We start from the raw sequence: 22,774 nt of genomic DNA on the forward strand, positions 1-22,774 counted from the left end.
GGATATAAGAAATAAGGAGGAATATATATGAATATTGATAAAATGACATTAAGGGTTCAACAAGCATTAAATGATGCAAATGTTGCAGCAGTTAAGTATAATCATCAGCAAATAGATTTAATACATCTTTTTTCTGCGCTTATAGAGCAAGAAGATGGATTAGTGCCAAACATTTTTACTAAAATGGGAGTTCCGTTAAAGAATTTAAAAGATACTGTAAATAATGAATTGAATTCAATGCCAAAGGTATTAGGAGAAGGCGTTGGAAATGTATATATTACTAGAAAAGTTGAAGAGGTTTTGATTAAAGCAGAAGAGATTTCAAAGAAATTTGAAGATTCTTATGTTAGTGTTGAACACTTAATGTTAGCTATTATGGAAATCAAAAATAATAGTGAAATTTCAAAAATATTAAATAAATACAATATAACTAAAGATAATTTTTTGAAAGTTCTTTCAGAAGTTAGAGGAAGCCAAAGAGTTGAAACTCAAGATCCAGAGGGAACATATGATGCGTTAGCTAAGTATGGAACAAATTTAGTTGATCTTGCTAAAAAGCATAAACTTGATCCGGTAATAGGAAGAGATGAGGAAATAAGAAGAACTATAAGAATTCTTTCAAGAAGAACAAAAAATAATCCTGTCCTAATAGGAGAACCAGGTGTTGGTAAAACTGCTATTATTGAAGGATTAGCTGAGAGAATAGTTAGAGGAGATGTTCCAGAAGGCTTAAAAGATAAAATTATATTTTCTCTTGATATGGGAGCTTTAATAGCTGGAGCTAAGTACAGAGGTGAATTTGAAGAAAGATTAAAGGCTGTTTTAAAAGAAGTTCAAAGCAGTGATGGAAGAATATTATTATTTATAGACGAAATTCATACTATAGTTGGTGCAGGAAAAACTGATGGTGCAATGGATGCAGGAAACCTAATAAAGCCATTATTAGCTAGAGGAGAATTACATTGCATTGGTGCCACTACTTTTGATGAATATAGAAAGTATATTGAAAAAGATAAGGCCTTAGAAAGAAGATTCCAACCTGTAATTATTGATGAGCCTTCGGTTGATGATACAATTGCTATTTTAAGAGGCTTAAAGGAAAGATTTGAAATTCATCATGGAATCAGAATTCATGATTCGGCTATAGTAGCTGCTGCAAAGCTTTCAGATAGATATATTCAAGATAGATTTATGCCAGATAAAGCTATTGATTTGATTGATGAAGCTGGAGCCATGATAAGATCAGAAATTGACTCTCTTCCAACAGAATTAGATGTTATAAGAAGAAAAATATTTAAATTAGAAATAGAAAAAGAAGCTCTTGCTAAAGAAAAGGATGATAATTCAAGAAATAGATTAGAGGATCTTGAAAAGGAATTAGCAGAATTAAAAGAGAAAAATGATGAAATGACTGCTAAATATACAAAAGAAAAGGAACAAATTACAGCTATAAAAACCTTAAAAAGTCAATTGGATGATGCAAGAGGAGAAATAGAAGCTGCCCAAAGAAATTTTGATTATAATAAAGTAGCTGAAATCCAATATAGTAAAATCCCAGCATTGGAAGAAGAAATAAAGCAAAAAGAAATTGAACTAAGAGATAACTATGAAGGTGCATTATTGAAAGAAGAAGTTACAGAACAAGAAGTATCAGCTGTACTTTCAAAATGGACTGGAATTCCTGTGACTAATTTGCTTGAAGGAGAAAGAGAAAAACTTTTAAGATTAGAAGATGATATGAGTGAAAGAGTTATAGGTCAAGGGGAAGCAATTGAAGCTGTAACTAATGCAATTCTTAGAGCAAGAGCTGGCCTAAAAGATATTAATAGACCAATAGGATCTTTTATCTTTTTAGGACCAACAGGAGTTGGTAAGACAGAGTTAGCTAAGACTTTGGCTAGAAACCTTTTTGATTCAGAAGAAAGTATTATTCGTATAGATATGTCAGAATATATGGAAAAGCATTCTGTATCTAGATTAGTTGGAGCGCCTCCAGGATACGTAGGCTATGATGAAGGTGGTCAATTAACTGAAGCAGTAAGAAGAAGTCCTTATAGTGTAATTTTATTTGATGAAATTGAAAAAGCCCATGAGGATGTATTTAATATATTCCTTCAAATTTTAGATGATGGTAGATTAACAGATAATAAAGGTAAGACCGTTGATTTTAAAAATACTATAATAATAATGACTTCAAATATAGGAAGTGAATATTTACTAGAAAATAAAAATGATGAACATGTTGAAGAAGACATTAAAGCTAAAGTGATGAGTGTTTTAAAATCAAGATTTAAGCCAGAGTTTTTAAATAGAGTAGATGATACAATAATGTTTAAGCCATTAGCAGAATCAGGCATCAAGAAAATTATTGATATATTCTTAAGAGATGTAGGCTTAAGATTAAAAGATAAAAATATAGAAATAGAAGTCACAGAAGAAGCTAAGACAATAATGGCAAGAGAAGGATATGATGTAGTTTACGGAGCAAGACCTCTTAAGAGATATATCCAAAATATATTAGAAAACAGACTTGCAAGAATGATAATAAAAGGTGATTTGATTTATGGTTCTAAGGTTAGAATTGATGGGAATGGTGAAGAAATTACTATAGAACCTGTCTTATTACCAGATAAGCAATAGTTTGAGTATGTGAAAATGAGATATAGTTTTGAAAGCTTTGTTAGAATAAATTATTAATATATAAACACAACAGTCAGTCCAAATTGGGCCGCCTGTTGTGTTTGTTTTTTAAATTAATAAATAAACATTGATAATTATAGTATATGTCTGGATTATTTGATTGGAATTTCAACATTAGCAGTCATGGCAGATTTCAATGTACCATCACTATCAGTGATAGAAACTTTAATTTTAGTAGCTATATGCTTGCTATCAGAAGTTGACTGCTTGTCCTTAGGCGTATATTCATGTTTTAATGCTATATAGTTAACTGTTCCTGTTTGATTTCCTATTGCAGTTGTTACGTTTAGAGATTGATTATAAGAAATTTTATCTAGATATTGATCAGGTATATAGCATAGTACATATAAATCGTTTGAAATTGCTATATCAGCCACATCACTTCCTATATTTACAACATCTCCAAGCTCATAGTTTTTGCTTATTATTATTCCATCATTTAAAGCAACAAGATTACAGTTGTTTAAGTTGTTTTGAGCTTGATTTAATTGAGCAAGAACTTGATCCAAGTCACCTTGAGCAGCAGCAATAGCTTGTTTAGTAGAACCATTTTTTAATAGGGTCAATTGAGAATTTGCAGCATCATAATTTGCTTTTGCAGTATCGATTGCTTGAGAGGTAGCACCTTCTTGTAATAAACTTAGCTGCTCATTAGCGCTTTCAAATTTAAGTTTAGCTGATGAAAGCTGTGTAGAAGTAGTATCTAATTTGTACTTTGCATCATCTAAGGTGCTTTTTGCTACTGCTCCACTTTGATATAACTGAGTTGTATTGTTATACTGAGTGTTTATGTAATCATAAGAAGTTTGAGCTGAATTAACAGCATCTTGAGCAATTGATACCTCGTTTTTTGCTTGTTCAATTTGTTGATTTCTATTACCAGAAGTTAAAAGCTCTACTTGCGCTTTAGCAGCACGAACTTGTGCTTCAGCTTGATCAATCTGCTCTTGACGAGTTCCGATTTGAAGTTCTTCAAGTTTTGCTTTTTTCATATTCACAAGAGCCTGCATTTGATCAACATTGAATTTTTGATTAGTATTATCTATAACTGCTATGATATCACCTTTTTTTACAGTCTCACCTTGATTTTTTTTCATTTCTATAATTTTTCCTGAAACAGTACTTGTAGCAGGAGCAATGTTATTTTGAATATCGCCTTTTAATGTTAATATATTTGAATTAGAAGAACATCCAGTTGTAATAGCAAGGAAAAAAATAATTGATCCAAACATAAATAATTTTCTCATAAAATCACCCTTTGCAATTTATTTTTGTAATTTTACAGAAGTAGGTTAATTTGTAGTTGTGCTAGTTTTTGAAATTCCATTCATAATATAATGAACTAGATAATCTATATCCTCTTCACAATTGGGTAATTCAGGCAAAGCAATATAATGTAAGAATAGATACCCAAAAACAGAAGTAGCTATTAGATTTGCAATAGAATTGCTTGGAATATCAATAAGTTTACCTTGAGCTTTAAACTTATCAATAATAATCTTAATTCTTTTAACAGATGGCAGAATTACTGTATTTAATATCTTTTGTCTTAGTTCTGGATGAAAGGGAACTTCTTGAATAACAACTTTTATAATAGGTGCTGTTTCACAAATAAATTTCTGCCTATTTAAAATAAGTTTCTTTAAAAAGATTTCAAAATCAGCAGGATCATCATCTAAAATCTCTTTAAAATCATTAAGGAAGACTTCAAACAATGAATTATTTGATAATGCATAAGGAATAGCAAATAAAAGGTCTTTTTTAGTTTTGTAATAACGGAAAATAGTGCCTTCTGCAACTTTTGCATTTTTAGCAATTTCGCTAGTAGAAGTTGCTTCATAACCTTTTTCTGAAAATAGTTCTATAGCTGAAACAAGAATGTTAAGTTGTCTTTCAGTCATAGAATTTTCAGGATTGCATAGATTTATAAGTTCTTTTAAGGATTTTTTTTCTGTCAATTTAATCACCTCATATTTTACGGTATTTTTTAAGAGCAACTATATTTGCAAATATAAATAATACGCAAATAAAAATTAGAATTATTACATCAAACACTATATCATTCCAACCTTTGCCTCTAATCATAACATTTCTAAGAGCATCAGCAGAATACCACAGAGGCATAAATCGCCCAAAAGATTGAAGCCAAGGTGCCATTGTGCCCAAATCAAAAAGACCTGAGAAAAAAACTTGTGGTACTACAATTATTGGAATAAATTGAATCATTTGAAGTTCATTATTAGCAAAGGCAGATATAAAGGTTCCTATAGAAAGAGCTACTAGTGCGGTTAATATTGTAATTAGAATTACAAGTGTGAAGGAACCAATCATCATAATATTAAGAATATTAATTGAAAACCATGCGATAAGTGTAGATTGAATTATAGTAAAAACACCAAAGCCAAGTATGTAGCCTATAACTATTTCCCACCTTCGTAAAGGAGTAGCAAGTATTCTTTCAAGGGTTCCAGATTTTCTTTCACCAAGGAAGGCAACCCCTGCTACTAGAAAAACAAAAAAGAATACAAAAAAGCCAATAAGTATAGGTCCAAAGTTATCAAAGGAAGACATATTTTCATAACCATACAAATACGTTATATCAGGTTTTGCAGAAGAACCTGTTGTAGAAAGTGCATTTTGAGTAAGTTTAAGAACAGCCTGACTTTTACTTGGGTCACTACCTTCCAAGGTTATTTTTGGAATTCCATTTTCAAAATTAATTAAAGCATCAATTTCTGAAGCTTCGAGAACAGCATGAGCAGAGCTTTCATCATATCTTATAACCTTTGCATCATTATCCTCTAATTTATTTACAAATTTAAGCGGAGCATTAATTATTCCGATTTTTGGATGATAATCAGAACCATCAAAAATAAATGACATTAATGTTAGTACTAATATTGGTGCAAGAATCATTAAAGCTATAGTTCGTTTATCATGAGCTAGCTGAAGCAAAATTCTAATCATAATTGCTTTTATTCTCAATTTGAAGCACCTCCATAATATAAGAATGCATCTTCAATTGTACTTGAATTGGAAGCTTGTTTTATTTCATTAGGTGAACCTACAGCAATTAATTTACCATCACGAATCATTCCTAGATTATCACACTTTTCAACTTCGTCCATTACATGTGTAGTAATTATTATGGTTGTCCCATTTTCTTTTAATTTGTATAATTCGGCCCAAATAGATTTACGAAGAACTGGATCGATTCCAACTGTAGGTTCATCTAATATTAGAACAGGTGGTTCGTGTACAAGGGCGATTGCAAGGGATAATCGCCTTTTCATGCCTCCTGAATAATTTTTAACTTGTTTTTTTAGATGTTCAGATAAATTTACAAGCTCCATTACTTCTGCAATTCTTTGCTTTTGTTTTGACTTACCGATTTTATACATGGAAGAAAAGAACTTTATATTTTCTTCGGCAGTAAGTTCGTCATATAAAGCATCAGATTGAGCCATGTAACCAATCTTATTCATAACTGAAAGCTGAGGCATTTTTGTATCTAATAAAAACACAGAGCCATTTGTTGCATTGTCTATTCCAGCTATCATTTTTACAAGAGTTGATTTTCCTGAACCTGAAGGACCTAGCAAGCCTAAGATTTGAGAATATGGTATATCTATACTAATATCAAATAGAACTTGTTTCTTTCCAAAAGATTTATTAACATGTTCAATTTTAATGCATATAGGAGAAGACATAGTTGAAATTTTTGATTCTTCCATAGGAAAACTCCTCTCTAATGAAATTAAGTGAGTAATCACTCATTTATCTATTGTAAACATTATACTAAAATTTAAATAAGGATTCAAGATATATATTATAATTATCAATACTTAGTGATCAATGAACATGAATAGTTGAGTATTAATAAATAATAAAAGGCAGCATAATTACTTAAGCTACCTTTTTACAATTCATTAATTTATAATTTCTATTTGTTTATATCTGAGCAACTAGGAATGTTAAATAATCCTTGTGCAGATTTAACACCACGTATAATAGCTTTTTCCATAACAGTTGCAGCCAACATTCCTACAGTTGTAACATCTGCAGTAACTTTATTTGTAGACATTGTGAAGATTGTATCTCCATCAAACATTGTATGAGCTGGTCGCATAGTTCTTCCATAGCCATTGTGAGCCATAGAAGCTACTTTGTTTGCTTCAGCTTTTGTAAAATTTGCATTAGTTACTATAATGCCTATTGTTGTATTTCCTTTAAAAGGATTTTTAGGATTTTCGAGATTTTCTATTATTAATCTTTCAGTATTTAGAAATTCATTATTTTCATGATCATATGCGCCAGCAATTATATTTAAGTTTGAAGGATCAATTACATCACCAAGACAATTTACAGCAACGATGGCACCAACTTCAAGGTTACCAACTTTTATTGCATAGGTGCCTAGTCCACCCTTCATGGAATAGTCTGTACCAAGAAATTTACCAACTGTAGCACCATATCCAGCACCAATATTTCCATTTATATCATCCTTACAATTTTCTGAGTTTAAGCATGCTTTGAAGCCCATTTCTTTATCTGGTCTTACTTTAGGATCACCAAAACTTAAATCAAATAATACCGCTTGACATACAATTGGAACTTTGGCAACTGTTACATCAAATCCGATATCATTACCTTCTAAATATTGCATTACTCCACCTGAGGCATCTAGTCCAAAAGCACTTCCGCCAGATAAGACTACAGCATGGATTTTATCGACCATTTCCATCGGATTTAATAAATCAGTTTCTCGAGTACCAGGGGCTCCTCCACGAACGTCAACACCTCCTGTTGCTCCTTGTTCACATATAACTACTGAGCAGCCAGTTCCACCTTCTTTATTTTCAGCATGACCAAGTTTTATTCCATCTATATCACAAAATTTAATTTCTTTCATAAGTATAAAACTCCTTTAATTATCAAAATATGAACGATACCAATATATATTGTAATTATAAATTTTTAATATGCAAGGATCAATGAAGGCTGAGTTCCTTTGAAACTCTTTGAATTTTGGACAATTCTTTTTGCAGTATATAAATATAAAAATATATAAATAAATGACCAAGGATAATAAAATGCTTTATAATCACTGGCCATTATCATAATAATAAATTTTATTACATTATTTTTTTATTTTTAAAACCGTAAGTATAATAGGAATACATAACAACATACTTACTATAGCTTCTGGTATTCCGTTTGGAATTCCAATTGTAAATAAAATCACATAACCTATTGTACTAGGATCAACTCCAATAACATTCGCAAATCTCTCAGCATATATAATGTAAGTTAAGCCTAGAACACCAATCGTATTAACTAAAGTTGCACATAAAGATGCTATTCCAATACTAATACCAGGTTTATTAAATTTATTTTTAAAGAAAACGTAAATATAATATGCTGAAATTCCAATTAAAATTCTTGGTACTATTGCAATTATGGGATTTAAAAACATAAATCCTGTTGGTAGCATTGTAGTGAGCTCTTGATACATTGAAAATAATCCAAAAACTAATCCAACAAAGGCACCTACTACTGGGCCTTCAACAATTGCACCAATTATCACTGGAATGTGCATAATTGTAGCTTTTACAGGTGGGATAGGAATAAAACCTAAGCCTGTTACTCCTAAGAAAATAGAAATTGCAGATAACATACCAATCATAGTTATCTGTCTAACCGATAGTTTGGGTTTTACATTAATTCTTTCCATAAAAAATACCTCCGTTCTTATTCCGTTCTGTGGATATAATTCGGAAAAATCAAATACGAATTTCCGTTCAGTTTCAAATAGAATACCGACAAATAGTATTTTACCACTTTTAAAAAAAAGTTCAATAAAAGTTTTCCTTTATAGAGCCAAAATTATTAAAATATTCATGGATAATATTATTAATAGTGTTAATAATATCAATTACATAGATAATATCTGGATAAAAATATAAAAAAGATTTCTAAAAAGTAAAATTAATAGCAAAAGTACTTGTAAATTATAAATGTTCATTATAAACTCATTAAAGAAAGATAAATATACATAAATAGTATATACTATTGTAATACTATTTATATAATAAGGAGAACTAAAATAATGAGTACAATTGCAGGGAAAGGCTGTCCAAGAATTATCCCAGAAGGAGAAAAAAAGCCATTAAAAGATATTGAAAGAAGTATCCTTAAAACTTATAGAAAACACATATGGGCAAAATTTATTCGAGCAGTTAAAGATTATAAATTAATTGAAGAAGGAGATAAAATTGCTATAGGTATATCTGGTGGGAAAGATAGTATGTTAATGGCAAAATTATTTCAGGAACTACAGAGGCATGGTCAGGTGAATTTTGAAATTGTCTTTTTGGCTATGGATCCAGGATATCATCCTGATATAAAGAAATTATTAATAGAAAATTGTGAACACTTAAATATTCCTATACATATATATGAGTCAGGTATTTTTGATGTGGTTGATAAAATGGCGAAGGATTATCCATGCTATTTATGTGCAAGAATGAGACGAGGATCACTTTATGCAAAGGCACAAGAATTTGGATGTAATAAACTTGCTTTAGGTCACCATTATAATGATGTGATTGAAACAACAATGTTAAATATACTTTATTCAGGAAATTTTAAAACAATGCTACCAAAATTAAAAGCAAAGAATTTTGAAAATTTAGAATTAATTAGACCTATGTATTATATAGAGGAAGATTACATAAAGAAATTTATAAACAATAGTGGTATATGGCCATTAAATTGTGCGTGTATGGTTGCAGCTGAAAGAATAGGTAATAAAAGATATGAGATAAAAGATTTGATTAAAGAACTGAAGAAAAATTTTGATGGAGTAGAAAAATCAATATTTAGGGCAGCAGAAAATGTTAGTATGGATTCAATTTTAGGGTGGCAAAAAGGTGAAAATAAATACTCTTATTTAGACTTTTATGATGAAGAATAAATTAAATGTATACTAGTGTATTTATTAATATGGGAAAATATGTTATGATATTTTTAACAATTATGTAAAAAGGATGAAGGAAAGATGACAAGAGATTCTATAGTCAGTATGGATTCTAATATACTATTAAGTATAATAAATATGAAGTTACGAGATCAATATTCTTCTTTGAATTTACTTTGCGATGATTTAGACATTATTGAGGAAGATATAAAAAGAAAATTAGGAAATATTGGATACTTTTATGTTGAAGGCGAAAATCAGTTTAAATAGTTTGGATTTTTAGTACATATTTAGGAGGAGCATGCTATATGAATTTAAAAAAGACAGGAAAATTAATAACTGTTATGGCAGCAACAGCAGCATTTATTGCATCAATGGTAAATGATAAAAAAGACAAAAACACAAAGGAAAAATAATAGTTTAAATTAATGATAGTGTGAAGGATTGTATTGATATGATTATGACAGAACTTGAGTTAAATTATAGTAATATTATTAATCTTGATAGCGATTCGGGGATAAATATCATTTGGGATCCATCAGAAGCTAAGTTAATAGTTGATGAGAAAATAGTTGATATTATATATGAATTTGATATTGAGAATTATGAATTAGAGCAGCTATTAAAGTATATTAATGAAGATGATAAAGAAAATGTTTTAAATTTCTTTACTCAAGATCTAGAGAAAACTTATGAAAACAGAGAACAAATTCAACAAGTACACAAATATAAAAGTTGTGAAGGAAATGTTGAATTTATTATTATCGGTAGAATAATTAAAAATAACTTCAAATATTATTTGATAGGGACAATCTATTATTCAAAGGATAAAAACAATTGGTTTAATGACGTAAATTCATTTATGGAATGTTGGAAGGAATCTGTTTTAAATAATAGAATAAGTTCAATTATTCAAGCTGATAGAATAACAGGCTTACCTAACAGATATTTATTTAAAGATATTGTGTCAGGTATATTGGAAAAGAGTATTGAAAATAATACAAGAACAGCAATGATAGTTGTGAATTTAGATAACTTTAAATATGTAAATGATTCTTTTGGACATGATTTTGGGGATTTGCTTTTAAAAGAAGTTAGTTATAATTTATTGGCAGCAATTGATGGAGAAATATTGATGTCAAGATATAGTGGAGATACATTTTTAATTTTTAAGTCAAATATAGTAGACATTCAAGAAGTATTAGAGCTATGTGATGTTATAGCTAAATCCTTGGAAAATCCTAATGTTGTGCAAGAAAAGAAGATTTATTTAACTGCAAGTATTGGAGTCTCTCTATCACCAGATCATGGTATAGATTATAATACATTGCTTAAAAATGCTGATGCAGCGATGTATGAAGCTAAAAAGAATGGGAAAAATGAATGCAATTTTTTTGATCATAATATTTCAATTGAATTAAATAGAATATATAGCTTACAAAAGGGTTTGAGAACCGCATTACAAAATAATGAGTTTTATGTTATGTTCCAACCTAAGGTGGCCTTGGACGATTCTAAAGTAAATGGCTTCGAGGCATTAGCAAGATGGGAGAGTGCAGAATTTGGATTGGTAAGTCCAGTAGAATTTATTCCTATTGCAGAAAATTCAAAAATGATAATTCCTATTGGAAGTTTTGTTTTGGAGGAAGTCTTTAAAAAAATCAAATATCTTTTGAATGAAGGTAATGATAATTTCAAAATTGCAGTTAATTTATCAGAAATGCAGCTTAGAGAAGATGTAGTTGTGTCAGAGTTTAAAAATTTAATTAAGAAATATAGAATTAACCCAAAATACATTGAAGTAGAAATTACAGAAAGTGTACTTATGAAATCTTTTAATAAAAATGTAGAAATCTTGGAAGAGATTAGAAAGCTAGGCGTAAGTATAGCACTAGATGATTTTGGAACTGGATATTCTTCTTTGAATTACTTAACTAAGTTACCGATAGATGTGCTGAAAATTGATAGAAGTTTTGTAATTGATCTTATGGATAATCCTAAAAGTAAATGTATAGTTGAAAATATAATTAACTTGTCACATCAATTAGGTATAGAAGTTGTGGCAGAAGGTGTTGAAGATAAAGGACAGGTTGAATATTTAAGAGCAATATTATGTGATGTTGTTCAAGGATATTATTTTAGCAAACCCAGAATGTTTAATCAGATAATAAATATAATTGGGAAAGAAATTTCATAAATGTATTGACAAAATTATAATATGAATATATTATATAAGAAAGTATTAAATCCGAAGAAAAGGGATAGTAATCATAAAGCAATGTTAAAGAGAGCTGAAGATGGTGAGATTTCAGTACGGTAGTTTGTGATGAATGGGCCTTTGAGGAGCGAGATGAAATCAATTTGAGAGTAGTTAAGTCGTGTGTCGCACGTTATAGCGAATAGGATATGTTTGTATCTGAATTGAGAGGCATTTTTATGCAATCTAGGTGGCAACGCGGATAATCTCCGTCCTATTAATTATAGGACGGAGTTTTTTTATATTCATTTATATGTGGGGTGTGATTAGTATGTTGTGAAAGGAAATAATTTTAATAGAATAATTATATAGATGAAATTCGGAAATAAGCAAAATATAATGAAAAGGGGATTTTTAAAATGAATACAAGAAAAATGGTTACAAATGCAATTTTAATAGCAGTAGGTGCAATCTTACATCAACTTACTCCTTTATTAGGAGTACCAATGCAACCTGATTTATCTTTAGCTATGTTATTTATTATAATAGTATATAATAAGGATTATAAAACTACTTTAGTATGTGGTATTATAGTTGGGGTATTTGCTGCATTAACTACTAAAACGCCAGGTGGACAGTTACCAAATATATTAGATAAATTAATAACTTCTAATATTGTGTACCTAATGTTAATTCCATTAAGAGAAAGATTTAATAAGTTAACTCAAATAAGCATATTATTACCGGTTGGTACTTTGATTAGTGGTACAGTATTTTTATCATTATTAATGGTTCTTGGAGGATTACCAATGAGCCAGTTTGGAACTTTATTTATAACTGTTGTTGTTACTACAGCAGTATTGAATGTAATAATTGGTGTTGTATTGTTTAAGATTGTTGATAGAACTGTTGGAGTTACTGGAGCTTATGCTATTAAATAGAAAAGAATATAGAATAAATATTTATGTGATTTAGATGAAAAGGTGAATTGGGTAATAATAACTCGATTCACCTTTTTAATTTTAAGTGCAAGTTAAAATAGATTATAGTAATAAGTTACTTTTTCATGATATGATACACTTCTGGTGTGTTTTCATCAATTTTCTTAAATTCATAACCATTATCTTTATAGTATTTAATTATAGTTGGCAATGCTTTTACAGAATTTTTACTCATATAAGCACAATGCATTAATAATACTACAGTGTCTTTATCACTTTTAGAATTTTTAATAAACAAATTAGGATTAGCACTTGGATGCGCTCCATCACCACTATCAGTATTCCAATCATATATCTTTAAATTATTTTTATGTAATAAATCAACCATAGATTGTGAAATTTTATAACAATTGTTGTTACAACCAAAAGGAAATCTCACTATTTGAGGTTTTAGTCCAACTATAGAATTTATTACATCTTGAGTATCAAGCATTTCCTTTAGAAATAAATCATTTGACCTGTAAAGGTGGTTACGGTTATGGCTCATACTGTGAAGCCCTAGCGCATGGCCTTCAGAATAAATTCTTTTGATTAAATCTTCTTGACCTTTAATTTGTTCTCCTATTAGAAAGAAGGTTGCAGGTACAGACTCTTCTTTTAATATATTTAAAGTGTCTTTTGTTACTTTTCCAGCAGGGCCATCATCAAAAGTTAAATAAATTACTTTTTTCTCAGTAGCATAAACCTTTGAAACAGTTATGTTTTGATAACTGATTATAAATATTAGAATTAGAGTAAATGAAATAAATTTTTTTAGATAATTTGATAAATTCATGTGATCATCACTTTCCTATAAATGTTTTTTCTATTAGTAGTGTTCCCGAAAATTAAATTAATATTATACTGATAGAATATACTTTAGTGCCATGTAAAAATATGGTATACTATGTTTGGTTATGCATAGTTGATAGTTATTAAGAAAAGGGATGGGAATATAATGAGAACGATAAACAATAAGTATCTAATTGAAGATGAATTGCCTTCAGAGGAGAACTTTTCTAATTATATAGTAAGTCATTTAGAGAAGAATGAAAACTATGTTTTATGTGTTTTGAAAAATGACTTTACATATGAAAAAACAAGAGACTATTTATTAAGTAAATTTGAAACTATAAAAAAATTGAATTTTGAAAATGTTACCAATGTTATTAAAGTTGAAATAATTTATGGTATGAATGGTATAAAATTAGATAAACCTCAATATGGATATTTAATGGAGAATATACGAACAAAAATAGATACACAAAATTATATTAGAAAATGTAATACTAGAGAAAAGTTAAATATATTCATGGAAATATGTTCGGCTATTAATACGTTGAATATGAAAGGTTATATATTTGATGATATTACATTAAAAGATATAAAATTAATCCCTATTCCAAATAATAACGTTAAAATTAAGATTAAAAATTTATTGCAAAATGAATTGAAAAAATTTAATTTAATTAATTATTTTCCCTATAAATATAATGTTGATAAAAATAATAAGAAAAGTTTAGAGAAAAATAATACTATACAAGTTATAAATTTATTCAATGCTATATTTTCAGAAGAGGATTTTGAAAATGAATTGAGGGAGTTAAAATATATACAAACCCTTAATAATCAAATAAATATAGCCTTTGATATAAAATATATAATGAATGATATTAACAATAAAATGAAGACAAATTACAGCTTCTTTGTAAAAGATGCCTTAAATACTATTAATACTAATTTAGATTTAATAGGAATGGAAGAAGAAATCAAAATTATAGAAAAAAATCTACAAAGAGTATTAATGAGAAAAGAAAATAATAAAATTATATCTTTTAATGGTGAAGATGGAAGTGGAAAAAGTAGATTTTTAAGGGAAATTAAGTATAGGATTGAAAACAAATATTTTATTGATGCAATATATATTGAAAATATAAATAATTCAAGTATAAGTAAAGAAGAATTATATAATAATCTGTTAAATAATTTATTAAGTAAAAGTGATACTACTTTAAAGGATAAATATGAAGTTTACATTAAAAAATTTATATCAATTTTATCAGAAACAGAAACAACAAATAAAGAAAATAGGCAGACATTGCAATTAATAAATAGAATTGGAAGATTTATTTATGAATATACAATGACAAAGCCTCTTATAGTATTGATAGATGATTTAGATCAAAAAGATGATGTTTTTAAATTACTTATTAGGTATATTACTTTATTAGAAAATAATTTGCAAAATGTTATTATACTTTTTTCTATGAATGAGAGTAGAAGTGATAAAAAGTTTTTAGATTATATTAAAGAATTAAGAGAATTGGGAGAATATGAAGAATATAAAATAAACTATTTTAATCAATATGACACAACTAAAATGATTAAAGGAATGTTGAATACTAATCAGGAATTTAGTAAATTGGAGACAAAGGTATACTCAGAAACACTTGGTAATCCACAATACATTAGTGGAGTAATAAAAGAACTTTATGATAATCATAATTTGTATTTTGATGAAACACTTGGGAGATGGGAAATTAATGTAAGTGTTAATGATATACTAATACCAAAGTATTTAGAACAAAAACTAGAAGAGAATATTTCAATACTGAATGAAGCGGAAATTGATATTTTGAAGAAATTATCAATATTTGAAAATCCTTTATGTGAAAAGATAATACTTGAAAATATAATTACAGAGCAAAATCAAATAAATATATATAGATTTCTAAAATTTAAAAGATTTTTTATAGATAAGATAAGCGATCAAGGGATACTTGTGGGGTTTTCAAATAATTTGTTAAGGAATATATTATATTTAAAATTAGAAGAAGATCAGAAAATAGAAATGCATAAAAATGCATCTGTATTTCTTGAAAAGATTTTATTCAATACAGATTATTATATTGAAGAACTTTTAATACACTTAGAAAGAAGTAATAATTTTGAAAAAGCATACTTTTATGCAGTAAAATATGCTAAAGCATTAGAGGTATCAGGAGATCATTTGAAGGCTATTTCATACTATAAAAAAATTTTAAAATATCCTAATTCTATCAATAATACTAAGATAGCAATAAATATTGCAATGCTCTATGAAAAAAATTCAGACCATATAAAAAGTTTCGAGTATTTAGATAAAGCAAATCAGTTTGCAATAGAAAATGATGAAATGGAAGATCAAATCTATACATTACTTGAAATGATAATAATAAAAATAAATAATATTACTGATATGGATACAAGTATAGATTATTCTTTAAAATGTATAAGAAGGTTACTTAATTTAAAGTTCTATGCAAAAGGAGAAGTATATTACTATTTTGCACTTGCTTTAAAATATAGGTTGGAAAATAACACTCTAAAAGTAGTAAGTAATGTAGAAAAAGCCTTATTTATATGTAAGGAAAACAAAATAAAAGAAGATGTATATGGATGGATCACACTTACTCTTGTGACAGTTAAAATTAGAGAAGGAGATTTTGCTAAGGCAAAAGAAATTTGTATACAAGCAAATGAAATATTTATTTATAATAGTAATATTAATGGTCAATTGTATAGTAAATTGTATTATACCACTATTTGCAAGGAAGAAGGATATCCTAATGAAGAGGTTTTTAAGCAATACTTGGAGATATCAAAATTAAGTAATAAATTTAAAAGTTATAAGAAGGAAATATTAAGTTTAATTTATATTTCTGAAATATATGCGGAAGAAAAGAAATATGAGCAGGCAGAGGAATATTTATTAAAAGCATTAAGGAGAGAAAGAGAAGAGGAAATTTACTCATATTCATTTAGCATTTGTAATAGGCTTTGTTTAGTATATATAAAATCAGGGAAAATAAATTTAGCTGTAAAATACTATAGGCTAACAAGGCAAATGCAGAAGGGATTGAAACTTTTAGGAGAAGATATTATAAGAGCTAATTATACTTATGCCTTGTATAATTCTATGATTTGTAATTATGATGCTTCATATAAATATTTAAAAGAAATATATAAACAAATATGTAATCTTAAAAATCAGCAGAATAAAGTTATGATCTGTGAATGCTATGAAATTATGTTGTACAAGTGCAAAAATGAAAGAAGTATCAAATTTTTGTATGAGAAATTAAATGATAAAATTAATAACTTAGGGAATTCGGAATTAGAAATTGAAATAAGGGTAAGAACAATAAAACGAATTTTTTCCTTAGGATATATAGAGTTTGCCAAAAAGTTATTTTTTGAAATAGATAATTACCCTAAAGATTATAATATAGAAGGGCTATATATATTTTTAGAACTTAATTTTAAAAATAAGAATTTTTATAATTATTTAATAAATAAAGGTCTAAGGATATGTTCATATATTAACAATGAAGAAATAAAAGCAGATTTATTTTCTGTAATTGGAGAAAAATATAATGAACTTAATTGTTATCTATTAGCAATGAATTACTATTATGAAGCTATAACAGGATATATTAACTCAATTAATTCTTTACCTAAAAGTGATAAATTATCATATATAAATAAAAGTAATTTTCTAAAGACTCGTCGCTTATTTTTAGAATGCTTGAATATGAATTTAGGTTTGAAAAATAAGTTTAAGGAGTTTAAGGAAGTTAACAAAGGCAAAGCAGCAGTTGAAATATTAAATGAATTAGAAATAAGTAATATATTAAGTAATGAAGCAGTATTTAAGTTAGCTGAAGAACTATATGAAAAAAGTTATTATAATGATCTAAATGACGTATTTAAAGTATTTCAGCAATTTTCAAGTGATACTATCAGTAATATAAAAAATGTACTTAAATATATGGCAAGAGTAACATTAGCTGATAAGGCAATGATTGTGACAGAAAATAATGAAAATATGAATAATGTTATTTGCACATATAGAGTTAATGAGGAAGATGAGATAAATAGATATATTTCTGTAAATATTGATTCAGAAGATGATATTTTTATAATTTCTAATAATGATATTAAGCTTTATCAATTTGACAATGAAATTTTGAAGAGTAGAATAAAAGCTTTTCTTTATATGAAAATTAGAAATACTGAGAAGCATATTAATAGTAATTCAGAAATTAATGCAAGGTTAATTTTGACTACTAATAATGCAATTAATAATATTAACCCTAGATCTGTAGAAATTATTCAAGAACTAAAACCATTTTTGATTTATTTATTAGAAAAACATAATCTTACTATAACTTCAACTTTAGATAAGCTCACAGGCACATATAACAGAAAGTATTTTGAGGAAGCATTGATTTTTTTATTAGAAGATGCTAGAAGTGAGAAAAGTGAACTAGCTGTTATTATGTTTGATATTGATGATTTTAAGGGAATAAATGATAAGTATGGTCATCAAACAGGTGATGAGGTATTAATTAAATTAATAAAAGAAGTTAAAAAGTGCATGGATAAAAAAGATGTAATTGGAAGATATGGAGGGGAAGAATTTATATTATTATTACCAAATGTTAATAAAGAAAAAGCTATTAGCATTGCAGAAAAAATTAGAAATACTGTGGAAGTTGCAAAGATTTTAGGAGATAAAAGAAATGTCACAATAAGTATTGGAATAGCAATGAGCGCAAATGAAGATATAAATTGCGAAGAGATTATAGAAAGAGCTGATCAAGCATTATATCAAGCAAAACACGAAGGGAAAAATAGAGTTATTCTTTGGAAAAAAAATTATGGAGTAAAGAATAATATTAATAATGAATTAACAGGTGTTATGTCAGGTAATGCAGCAAAAGATTACCATTTAGCAGTGATTCTTAAGGATATAGCAAACATAGTTAAAGTTAAAGAAGATAAAGAAGTTAAAATAAATAAATTTATTTCAAAAGTTATGGAAATTATTGAATGTGATTCAGCTACAGTATTTTGTATCAACCATAATAAAATAACAAATATGTATAGTAAATCAAGAAATGATGAAAATGTTGATGCAGACGAAAAATTTAATTTTAAACTCATATACAAAGTTATTGAGGATGGAAATGGAGTATTCTTAATAGACTGGGTTAACATGGATAATTATACTTACCATGGTATTCCAGATTGGAAATCTGTCTGTGTAGTTCCAGTTATATGTAACGGAGAAATTCTTTCAGTAATATATCTTTCGGTATCTGTAAACAAAAAAGAATTTAGTTGTAGTGATTATAATTTGTTAACTTTCCTATCTGAAGTTGGTGTTTCAATTTTTTAAGTGAAGAATAAAGATATGTAATGATAATCACACATAAATAGCTAAAAACATATTATAGAATATAGAAGGAATAGTTTGAGGAGCTTTTTATGGAGGATATAGTTTCTAATGATAGCGAGATTGTAGTAGTAGCAACTTTGGATTATGAAGAACAGAATTATTTGGAAGGTGTAAAAATCAATTTATACAGGATTAATGGTTTGTCTCCGATTTTAATTAAATCCATGGTAACAGATAAAAATGGCCAAGTTGTTTTTTCAGAAGTTGAAGATGGGTGCTATAGGGTGATAGAGATTATAGACAAAAATCATTACGAGAAACCTAAGTATATAAATTGGAATGAAATAATAATTGATAGTACTAATAAAAGTCAAAAAATAATGATAGTTAATAAAATTAAGAGTAATTCCGCAAAGTAAAGATTATATATAAGTTCAAGCATTAATTGATAATTGTTGACTGATACTGAACATTGATAATTGGCAAATGAAAATTGAACATATATATTTATTAAAAGTAGTAGATTTTTATATTTAATTTAAGCTATAATCATAAATATTATCAGTTTAAACAATAATTAAAATAGAATGGAAGACAGTTTATATGAAAATTAGAATTAAATATTTTAAAGGTGCAACTAAATTAATAAAAATACAAAAAGGTAATTGGATAGATGTTTATGCCAATAAGGATGTATTTGTTAGGGTTGGAGAAAGAGCTATGATTCCGCTTGGCTTTGCATTAGAATTACCAAAGGGATGGGAAGCGCACATTGCTCCTAGGAGCTCGACGTTTAAAACTTGGGGAATTATTCAAACAAATTCTGTAGGTGTAGTAGATGATACATATATAGGAGATAATGATGAATGGCATATGCCTATATATTGTCTACAAGGCAAAGCTTCAGAAAAATGTTTGGATGAATCTTCAAGCGAAGTAGAGTGTGATGGAACTTGGATAAAAAAAGGAGATAAGATAGGACAATTTAGAATAATGGAAGTGATGCCAGAAATAGAATTTGAAGAAGTAGATGCCTTTGGAAATTCTGATCGTGGTGGCTTTGGTACTACAGGAGTAAAATAGCATATTATAAAATTTTTGAGCTTTTTAGAGTTTAAAAATAAACATCTGATGGAAGGTGGCTAAGCTTTAACATATCCAAATAAAATTTGGAGAAAGTGAAAAACTTCCTTCCATCTGTGCTTTCTTGTAATAATATTTTTAAAATAGGTGTATATACTTTGAATACTATGTTGCTTAGTTATAATTTTAGAGAAACGTTAAATCTGCATGGATTATAATATCCATCTGTGATGTTCCAATCTTCAAAATCTTTCTTATTATAAAGTAGATGTTCCTCTCTATGAGAAGTTACAGGCAAATCGCCAATAAATACAGCTTCTTTTGCAATTCTTTTTAATTCATTAATTGCCTGCATTGCATATTCTTGATTTGGAAAATAGTGAAATGCACCAAAGCAGAATACTTTATCAAAAGTTTTGTCCTTGAAAATTAAGTCGTTTGCTTCTCCATGTAAAACAGAATTATTTAGAAATTGGATATGTTTTTTTACAAGTGAAGTAGAATAATCTACACCAACATATTCACCACAATTTATATATTGAGCTAGTCCACCAGCACCACAAGCTACTTCTAGTACCCTGTCAGTCTCTTTTATATCCAATTCTTTAACAATTTGAGCAGCAATTTCTTTTACGTTAGCTGTAGTATCTTCATAACCATCTAATTCTTCTAAACAACTAGTATTGCTGTTACCTTTTCTTTCCCAAACTTCTTTCCAGTAAGTCATATCTTCCATAATTTTTCCCTCCTAAATTTAAAAAAATAATTTATAAGTATTGAAAACTCAGTAATAATTTTGAAATTTAAGTTCAATTATTGAACAATGTTATGATATCATTGTTCAACGTTCATAACAATAAGTTCATACTATAAATAATTAATTTTATAATTTATCTCTATCATTGAAAAGAGTTTAATAATTTACATACATTTTTGAAAAATAAAACGTAATTTTTGTTGAAAAATATTATATATAAATATAATTTGAAATTAATTTCAAATATATTTTGGATTTTTTAATTGTAAAAAAAATCGGGCTAAAAAATACTGAATAGTAAAAAAAATGTTGAAAATTAACAAATTGAAGATTAGAATATAATATGTAAGTTGACAAATATATATAAAAGAGAGAGAAAAATGGTAAAATATATTTCGCCAAAAAGCAATAAGAGTATGTTAGCTAATAGAAAAAAATAACAATTAATAAAAATGGAATATATACTAAGAAAAATTGATAGAAGAGTATATTTATAACCAAGTTAGGAGGGGGCAAATTGACATTGGTTATTATAAATATGATTACAGAGGTATTACAAGCAATTATATTGTCTTATGCAGTATTCCATTGTATGGAGAAATCAAAAAATTATATAAAAATAATTTTTTTGGTGATATTGTATTTTATTATAGGACAAGTCATTAATAAATTCGTTGTCTTAGATTCAGCATTAAATATACTTATAATTCACACGCTAACATTACTTACGACTATTGGGGTTTATAAAAATAATATAAAAAAGGCTGTGGCAGCACATAGCATGATCTATATTATATTTGGAATATATACTATTATATTTAGCAATTTGATTTTTGAAGATATGATAGGGAGTTTACCTATAAAATATATTTATTATGAGAAGATACTAGTTCAGATTATTCCACTAATATTAATGATATTTGGAATAAAGAAGTATAAAGATAACTTAAAACAAATTCATAACTATATTTTGCATGAAAAATTCTCCAATATATTTTTAATAATAAGTTATTTTATGGATTGTATATTAATGTCTTATGTATTATCAATGAATGTCGAGAACTTGTTTTTACAAAACATTGTATACATATTATTTTCAATATTTTGTATGGTCATTATAGCTTATTTTGGAAGAATTAAAAAAAAGTCAGAGCAAATATATCAGTTAAATGAACATTTAGAAATTAAAAATAATGAACTTAGGAAAATTAAGCATGATTATGGTGCACAAATCTCATACTTATATGGACTTTGTCTTATGAAGCGTTTTGATGATTTGAAAAAATCTTTAAAAGATATTATAAGTAATAATGATGCTACACCTACGGCTGTAACTGTGACTAATAATGAAAAGTCTTTGTTAGCAGCTGCATTAAGACCTGCTATAGATAAAGGAATACATGTAATAATAGAAGATAAGTGTGATTTTTCATTAATAAATATGAATGAGTTAGATCTTTTTAGGGTTGTATCTAATATAGTGAACAATGCAGTTAAAGCTTTGAATGGGAAAGGGCTTATAATTGCAAAAAGCTATGAATATTTAGGAAATGTGATAATAAAAATTGAAAACAATGGACCTAAAATACCAGAGCATCATTTGAGAAATATTTTTAACATTGGTTTTACAACCAAAGAAAATAGTGATAAAAATCATGGATATGGGTTAAGTATAGCAAGCGATTTAGTTAAAAAGAATAATGGAAAAATAAAAGTTAGAAGTAATGAAACGGTTACTGAGTTTAAAATAATTTTGCCAATTCAATAAAGATATCCAAATGGAAAATTAGACTTATGCAACAATTACCGAAATCAGATACATTTATCTTCCACAGGACTAGTGAAATTTTCGCTG

At 27.5% G+C, this 22,774-nt stretch carries 17 protein-coding genes and 1 other annotated feature; of the genes, 9 read left to right on the forward strand and 8 right to left on the reverse strand.

Features of this window, described 5'->3' with window-relative positions:
- Positions 1 to 27: 27 nt before the first annotated feature.
- On the forward strand, positions 28 to 2,640 hold the full coding sequence (clpB, locus tag L3B98_RS19820) for an ATP-dependent chaperone ClpB (RefSeq protein ID WP_238917962.1): 2,613 nt from the start codon (positions 28 to 30) through the stop codon (positions 2,638 to 2,640).
- Between the two features lie 152 nt (positions 2,641 to 2,792).
- Here the strand turns inward: clpB and L3B98_RS19825 are convergent, their stop codons facing one another.
- From L3B98_RS19825 to L3B98_RS19850, 6 genes are all read right to left on the reverse strand, one after another.
- On the reverse strand, positions 2,793 to 3,947 hold the full coding sequence (locus L3B98_RS19825) for an HlyD family efflux transporter periplasmic adaptor subunit (RefSeq protein ID WP_238917963.1): 1,155 nt from the start codon (positions 3,945 to 3,947) through the stop codon (positions 2,793 to 2,795).
- A 45-nt stretch (positions 3,948 to 3,992) separates the two neighbouring features.
- Positions 3,993 to 4,667, reverse strand: a complete 675-nt coding sequence (locus L3B98_RS19830) for a TetR/AcrR family transcriptional regulator (protein ID WP_236907762.1) — start codon at positions 4,665 to 4,667, stop codon at positions 3,993 to 3,995.
- A 1-nt stretch (position 4,668) separates the two neighbouring features.
- Positions 4,669 to 5,685: an ABC transporter permease gene (locus L3B98_RS19835; protein WP_238917964.1), complete on the reverse strand. Its 1,017-nt coding sequence runs from the start codon at positions 5,683 to 5,685 to the stop codon at positions 4,669 to 4,671.
- The gene (locus tag L3B98_RS19840; protein ID WP_015395144.1) at positions 5,682 to 6,434 is read right to left on the reverse strand and encodes an ABC transporter ATP-binding protein; all 753 of its coding nucleotides are present in this window, start codon (positions 6,432 to 6,434) and stop codon (positions 5,682 to 5,684) included. The genes L3B98_RS19835 and L3B98_RS19840 overlap by 4 nt, the downstream gene beginning before the upstream one ends.
- 209 nt (positions 6,435 to 6,643) lie before the next feature.
- A complete protein-coding gene (locus tag L3B98_RS19845; protein ID WP_238917965.1) occupies positions 6,644 to 7,612 on the reverse strand; it encodes a P1 family peptidase in 969 nt (322 codons plus the stop codon).
- Positions 7,613 to 7,840: 228 nt separating this feature from the next.
- Positions 7,841 to 8,434, reverse strand: a complete 594-nt coding sequence (locus L3B98_RS19850) for an ECF transporter S component (RefSeq protein WP_238917966.1) — start codon at positions 8,432 to 8,434, stop codon at positions 7,841 to 7,843.
- A 375-nt stretch (positions 8,435 to 8,809) separates the two neighbouring features.
- Here L3B98_RS19850 and L3B98_RS19855 point away from each other — a divergent pair, with 375 nt between their 5' ends.
- The 4 genes from L3B98_RS19855 (at position 8,810) to L3B98_RS19870 (ending at position 12,817) form a co-directional block, all read left to right on the forward strand.
- The gene (locus L3B98_RS19855; protein WP_077366213.1) at positions 8,810 to 9,676 is read left to right on the forward strand and encodes an ATP-binding protein; all 867 of its coding nucleotides are present in this window, start codon (positions 8,810 to 8,812) and stop codon (positions 9,674 to 9,676) included.
- An 84-nt stretch (positions 9,677 to 9,760) separates the two neighbouring features.
- Entirely contained in the window at positions 9,761 to 9,949 is a 189-nt protein-coding gene (locus L3B98_RS19860) for a DUF4250 domain-containing protein (RefSeq protein ID WP_238917967.1), read from the forward strand.
- Between the two features lie 166 nt (positions 9,950 to 10,115).
- Positions 10,116 to 11,876, forward strand: coding sequence for a bifunctional diguanylate cyclase/phosphodiesterase (locus L3B98_RS19865; protein ID WP_238917968.1), 1,761 nt, complete (start codon positions 10,116 to 10,118; stop codon positions 11,874 to 11,876).
- Positions 11,877 to 11,921: 45 nt separating this feature from the next.
- Positions 11,922 to 12,156 (forward strand) — a binding site (T-box leader).
- 139 nt (positions 12,157 to 12,295) lie between these two features.
- Entirely contained in the window at positions 12,296 to 12,817 is a 522-nt protein-coding gene (locus L3B98_RS19870; RefSeq protein ID WP_015395137.1) for a tryptophan transporter, read from the forward strand.
- Positions 12,818 to 12,932: 115 nt separating this feature from the next.
- On the opposite strand, the gene L3B98_RS19875 is transcribed toward L3B98_RS19870, so the two are convergent.
- Positions 12,933 to 13,652, reverse strand: coding sequence for a polysaccharide deacetylase family protein (locus L3B98_RS19875; RefSeq protein ID WP_238917969.1), 720 nt, complete (start codon positions 13,650 to 13,652; stop codon positions 12,933 to 12,935).
- A 162-nt stretch (positions 13,653 to 13,814) separates the two neighbouring features.
- Here L3B98_RS19875 and L3B98_RS19880 point away from each other — a divergent pair, with 162 nt between their 5' ends.
- From L3B98_RS19880 to L3B98_RS19890, 3 genes are all read left to right on the forward strand, one after another.
- A complete protein-coding gene (locus L3B98_RS19880; protein ID WP_238917970.1) occupies positions 13,815 to 19,079 on the forward strand; it encodes a diguanylate cyclase in 5,265 nt (1,754 codons plus the stop codon).
- Between the two features lie 89 nt (positions 19,080 to 19,168).
- Positions 19,169 to 19,498, forward strand: coding sequence for a prealbumin-like fold domain-containing protein (locus L3B98_RS19885; RefSeq protein ID WP_015395134.1), 330 nt, complete (start codon positions 19,169 to 19,171; stop codon positions 19,496 to 19,498).
- Positions 19,499 to 19,682: 184 nt separating this feature from the next.
- Positions 19,683 to 20,162 carry a deoxyuridine 5'-triphosphate nucleotidohydrolase gene (locus tag L3B98_RS19890; RefSeq protein ID WP_077366210.1) on the forward strand — a complete coding sequence of 160 codons (480 nt, stop codon included), beginning with the start codon at positions 19,683 to 19,685 and terminating at the stop codon, positions 20,160 to 20,162.
- A gap of 178 nt (positions 20,163 to 20,340) precedes the next feature.
- Here L3B98_RS19890 and L3B98_RS19895 read toward each other — a convergent pair whose 3' ends face one another.
- Positions 20,341 to 20,898 carry a class I SAM-dependent methyltransferase gene (locus L3B98_RS19895; protein ID WP_238917971.1) on the reverse strand — a complete coding sequence of 186 codons (558 nt, stop codon included), beginning with the start codon at positions 20,896 to 20,898 and terminating at the stop codon, positions 20,341 to 20,343.
- A 538-nt stretch (positions 20,899 to 21,436) separates the two neighbouring features.
- Here L3B98_RS19895 and L3B98_RS19900 point away from each other — a divergent pair.
- Positions 21,437 to 22,687: an ATP-binding protein gene (locus L3B98_RS19900; protein ID WP_015395131.1), complete on the forward strand. Its 1,251-nt coding sequence runs from the start codon at positions 21,437 to 21,439 to the stop codon at positions 22,685 to 22,687.
- The last annotated feature ends 87 nt before the right edge of the window (positions 22,688 to 22,774 follow it).

Source organism: Clostridium sp. YIM B02555, from assembly GCF_022320955.1.
Classification (GTDB): Bacteria; Bacillota; Clostridia; order Clostridiales; family Clostridiaceae; genus Clostridium; species Clostridium saccharoperbutylacetonicum.

Coding starts and splice junctions, on each gene's coding strand:
- clpB (WP_238917962.1), top strand. CDS start 28: ATGAATATTGATAAAATGACATTAAGGGTTCAACAAGCATTAAATGAT.
- L3B98_RS19825 (WP_238917963.1), bottom strand. CDS start 3,947: ATGAGAAAATTATTTATGTTTGGATCAATTATTTTTTTCCTTGCTATT.
- L3B98_RS19840 (WP_015395144.1), bottom strand. CDS start 6,434: ATGGAAGAATCAAAAATTTCAACTATGTCTTCTCCTATATGCATTAAA.
- L3B98_RS19845 (WP_238917965.1), bottom strand. CDS start 7,612: ATGAAAGAAATTAAATTTTGTGATATAGATGGAATAAAACTTGGTCAT.
- L3B98_RS19850 (WP_238917966.1), bottom strand. CDS start 8,434: ATGGAAAGAATTAATGTAAAACCCAAACTATCGGTTAGACAGATAACT.
- L3B98_RS19855 (WP_077366213.1), top strand. CDS start 8,810: ATGAGTACAATTGCAGGGAAAGGCTGTCCAAGAATTATCCCAGAAGGA.
- L3B98_RS19860 (WP_238917967.1), top strand. CDS start 9,761: ATGACAAGAGATTCTATAGTCAGTATGGATTCTAATATACTATTAAGT.
- L3B98_RS19870 (WP_015395137.1), top strand. CDS start 12,296: ATGAATACAAGAAAAATGGTTACAAATGCAATTTTAATAGCAGTAGGT.
- L3B98_RS19875 (WP_238917969.1), bottom strand. CDS start 13,652: ATGAATTTATCAAATTATCTAAAAAAATTTATTTCATTTACTCTAATT.
- L3B98_RS19880 (WP_238917970.1), top strand. CDS start 13,815: ATGAGAACGATAAACAATAAGTATCTAATTGAAGATGAATTGCCTTCA.
- L3B98_RS19885 (WP_015395134.1), top strand. CDS start 19,169: ATGGAGGATATAGTTTCTAATGATAGCGAGATTGTAGTAGTAGCAACT.
- L3B98_RS19890 (WP_077366210.1), top strand. CDS start 19,683: ATGAAAATTAGAATTAAATATTTTAAAGGTGCAACTAAATTAATAAAA.
- L3B98_RS19895 (WP_238917971.1), bottom strand. CDS start 20,898: ATGGAAGATATGACTTACTGGAAAGAAGTTTGGGAAAGAAAAGGTAAC.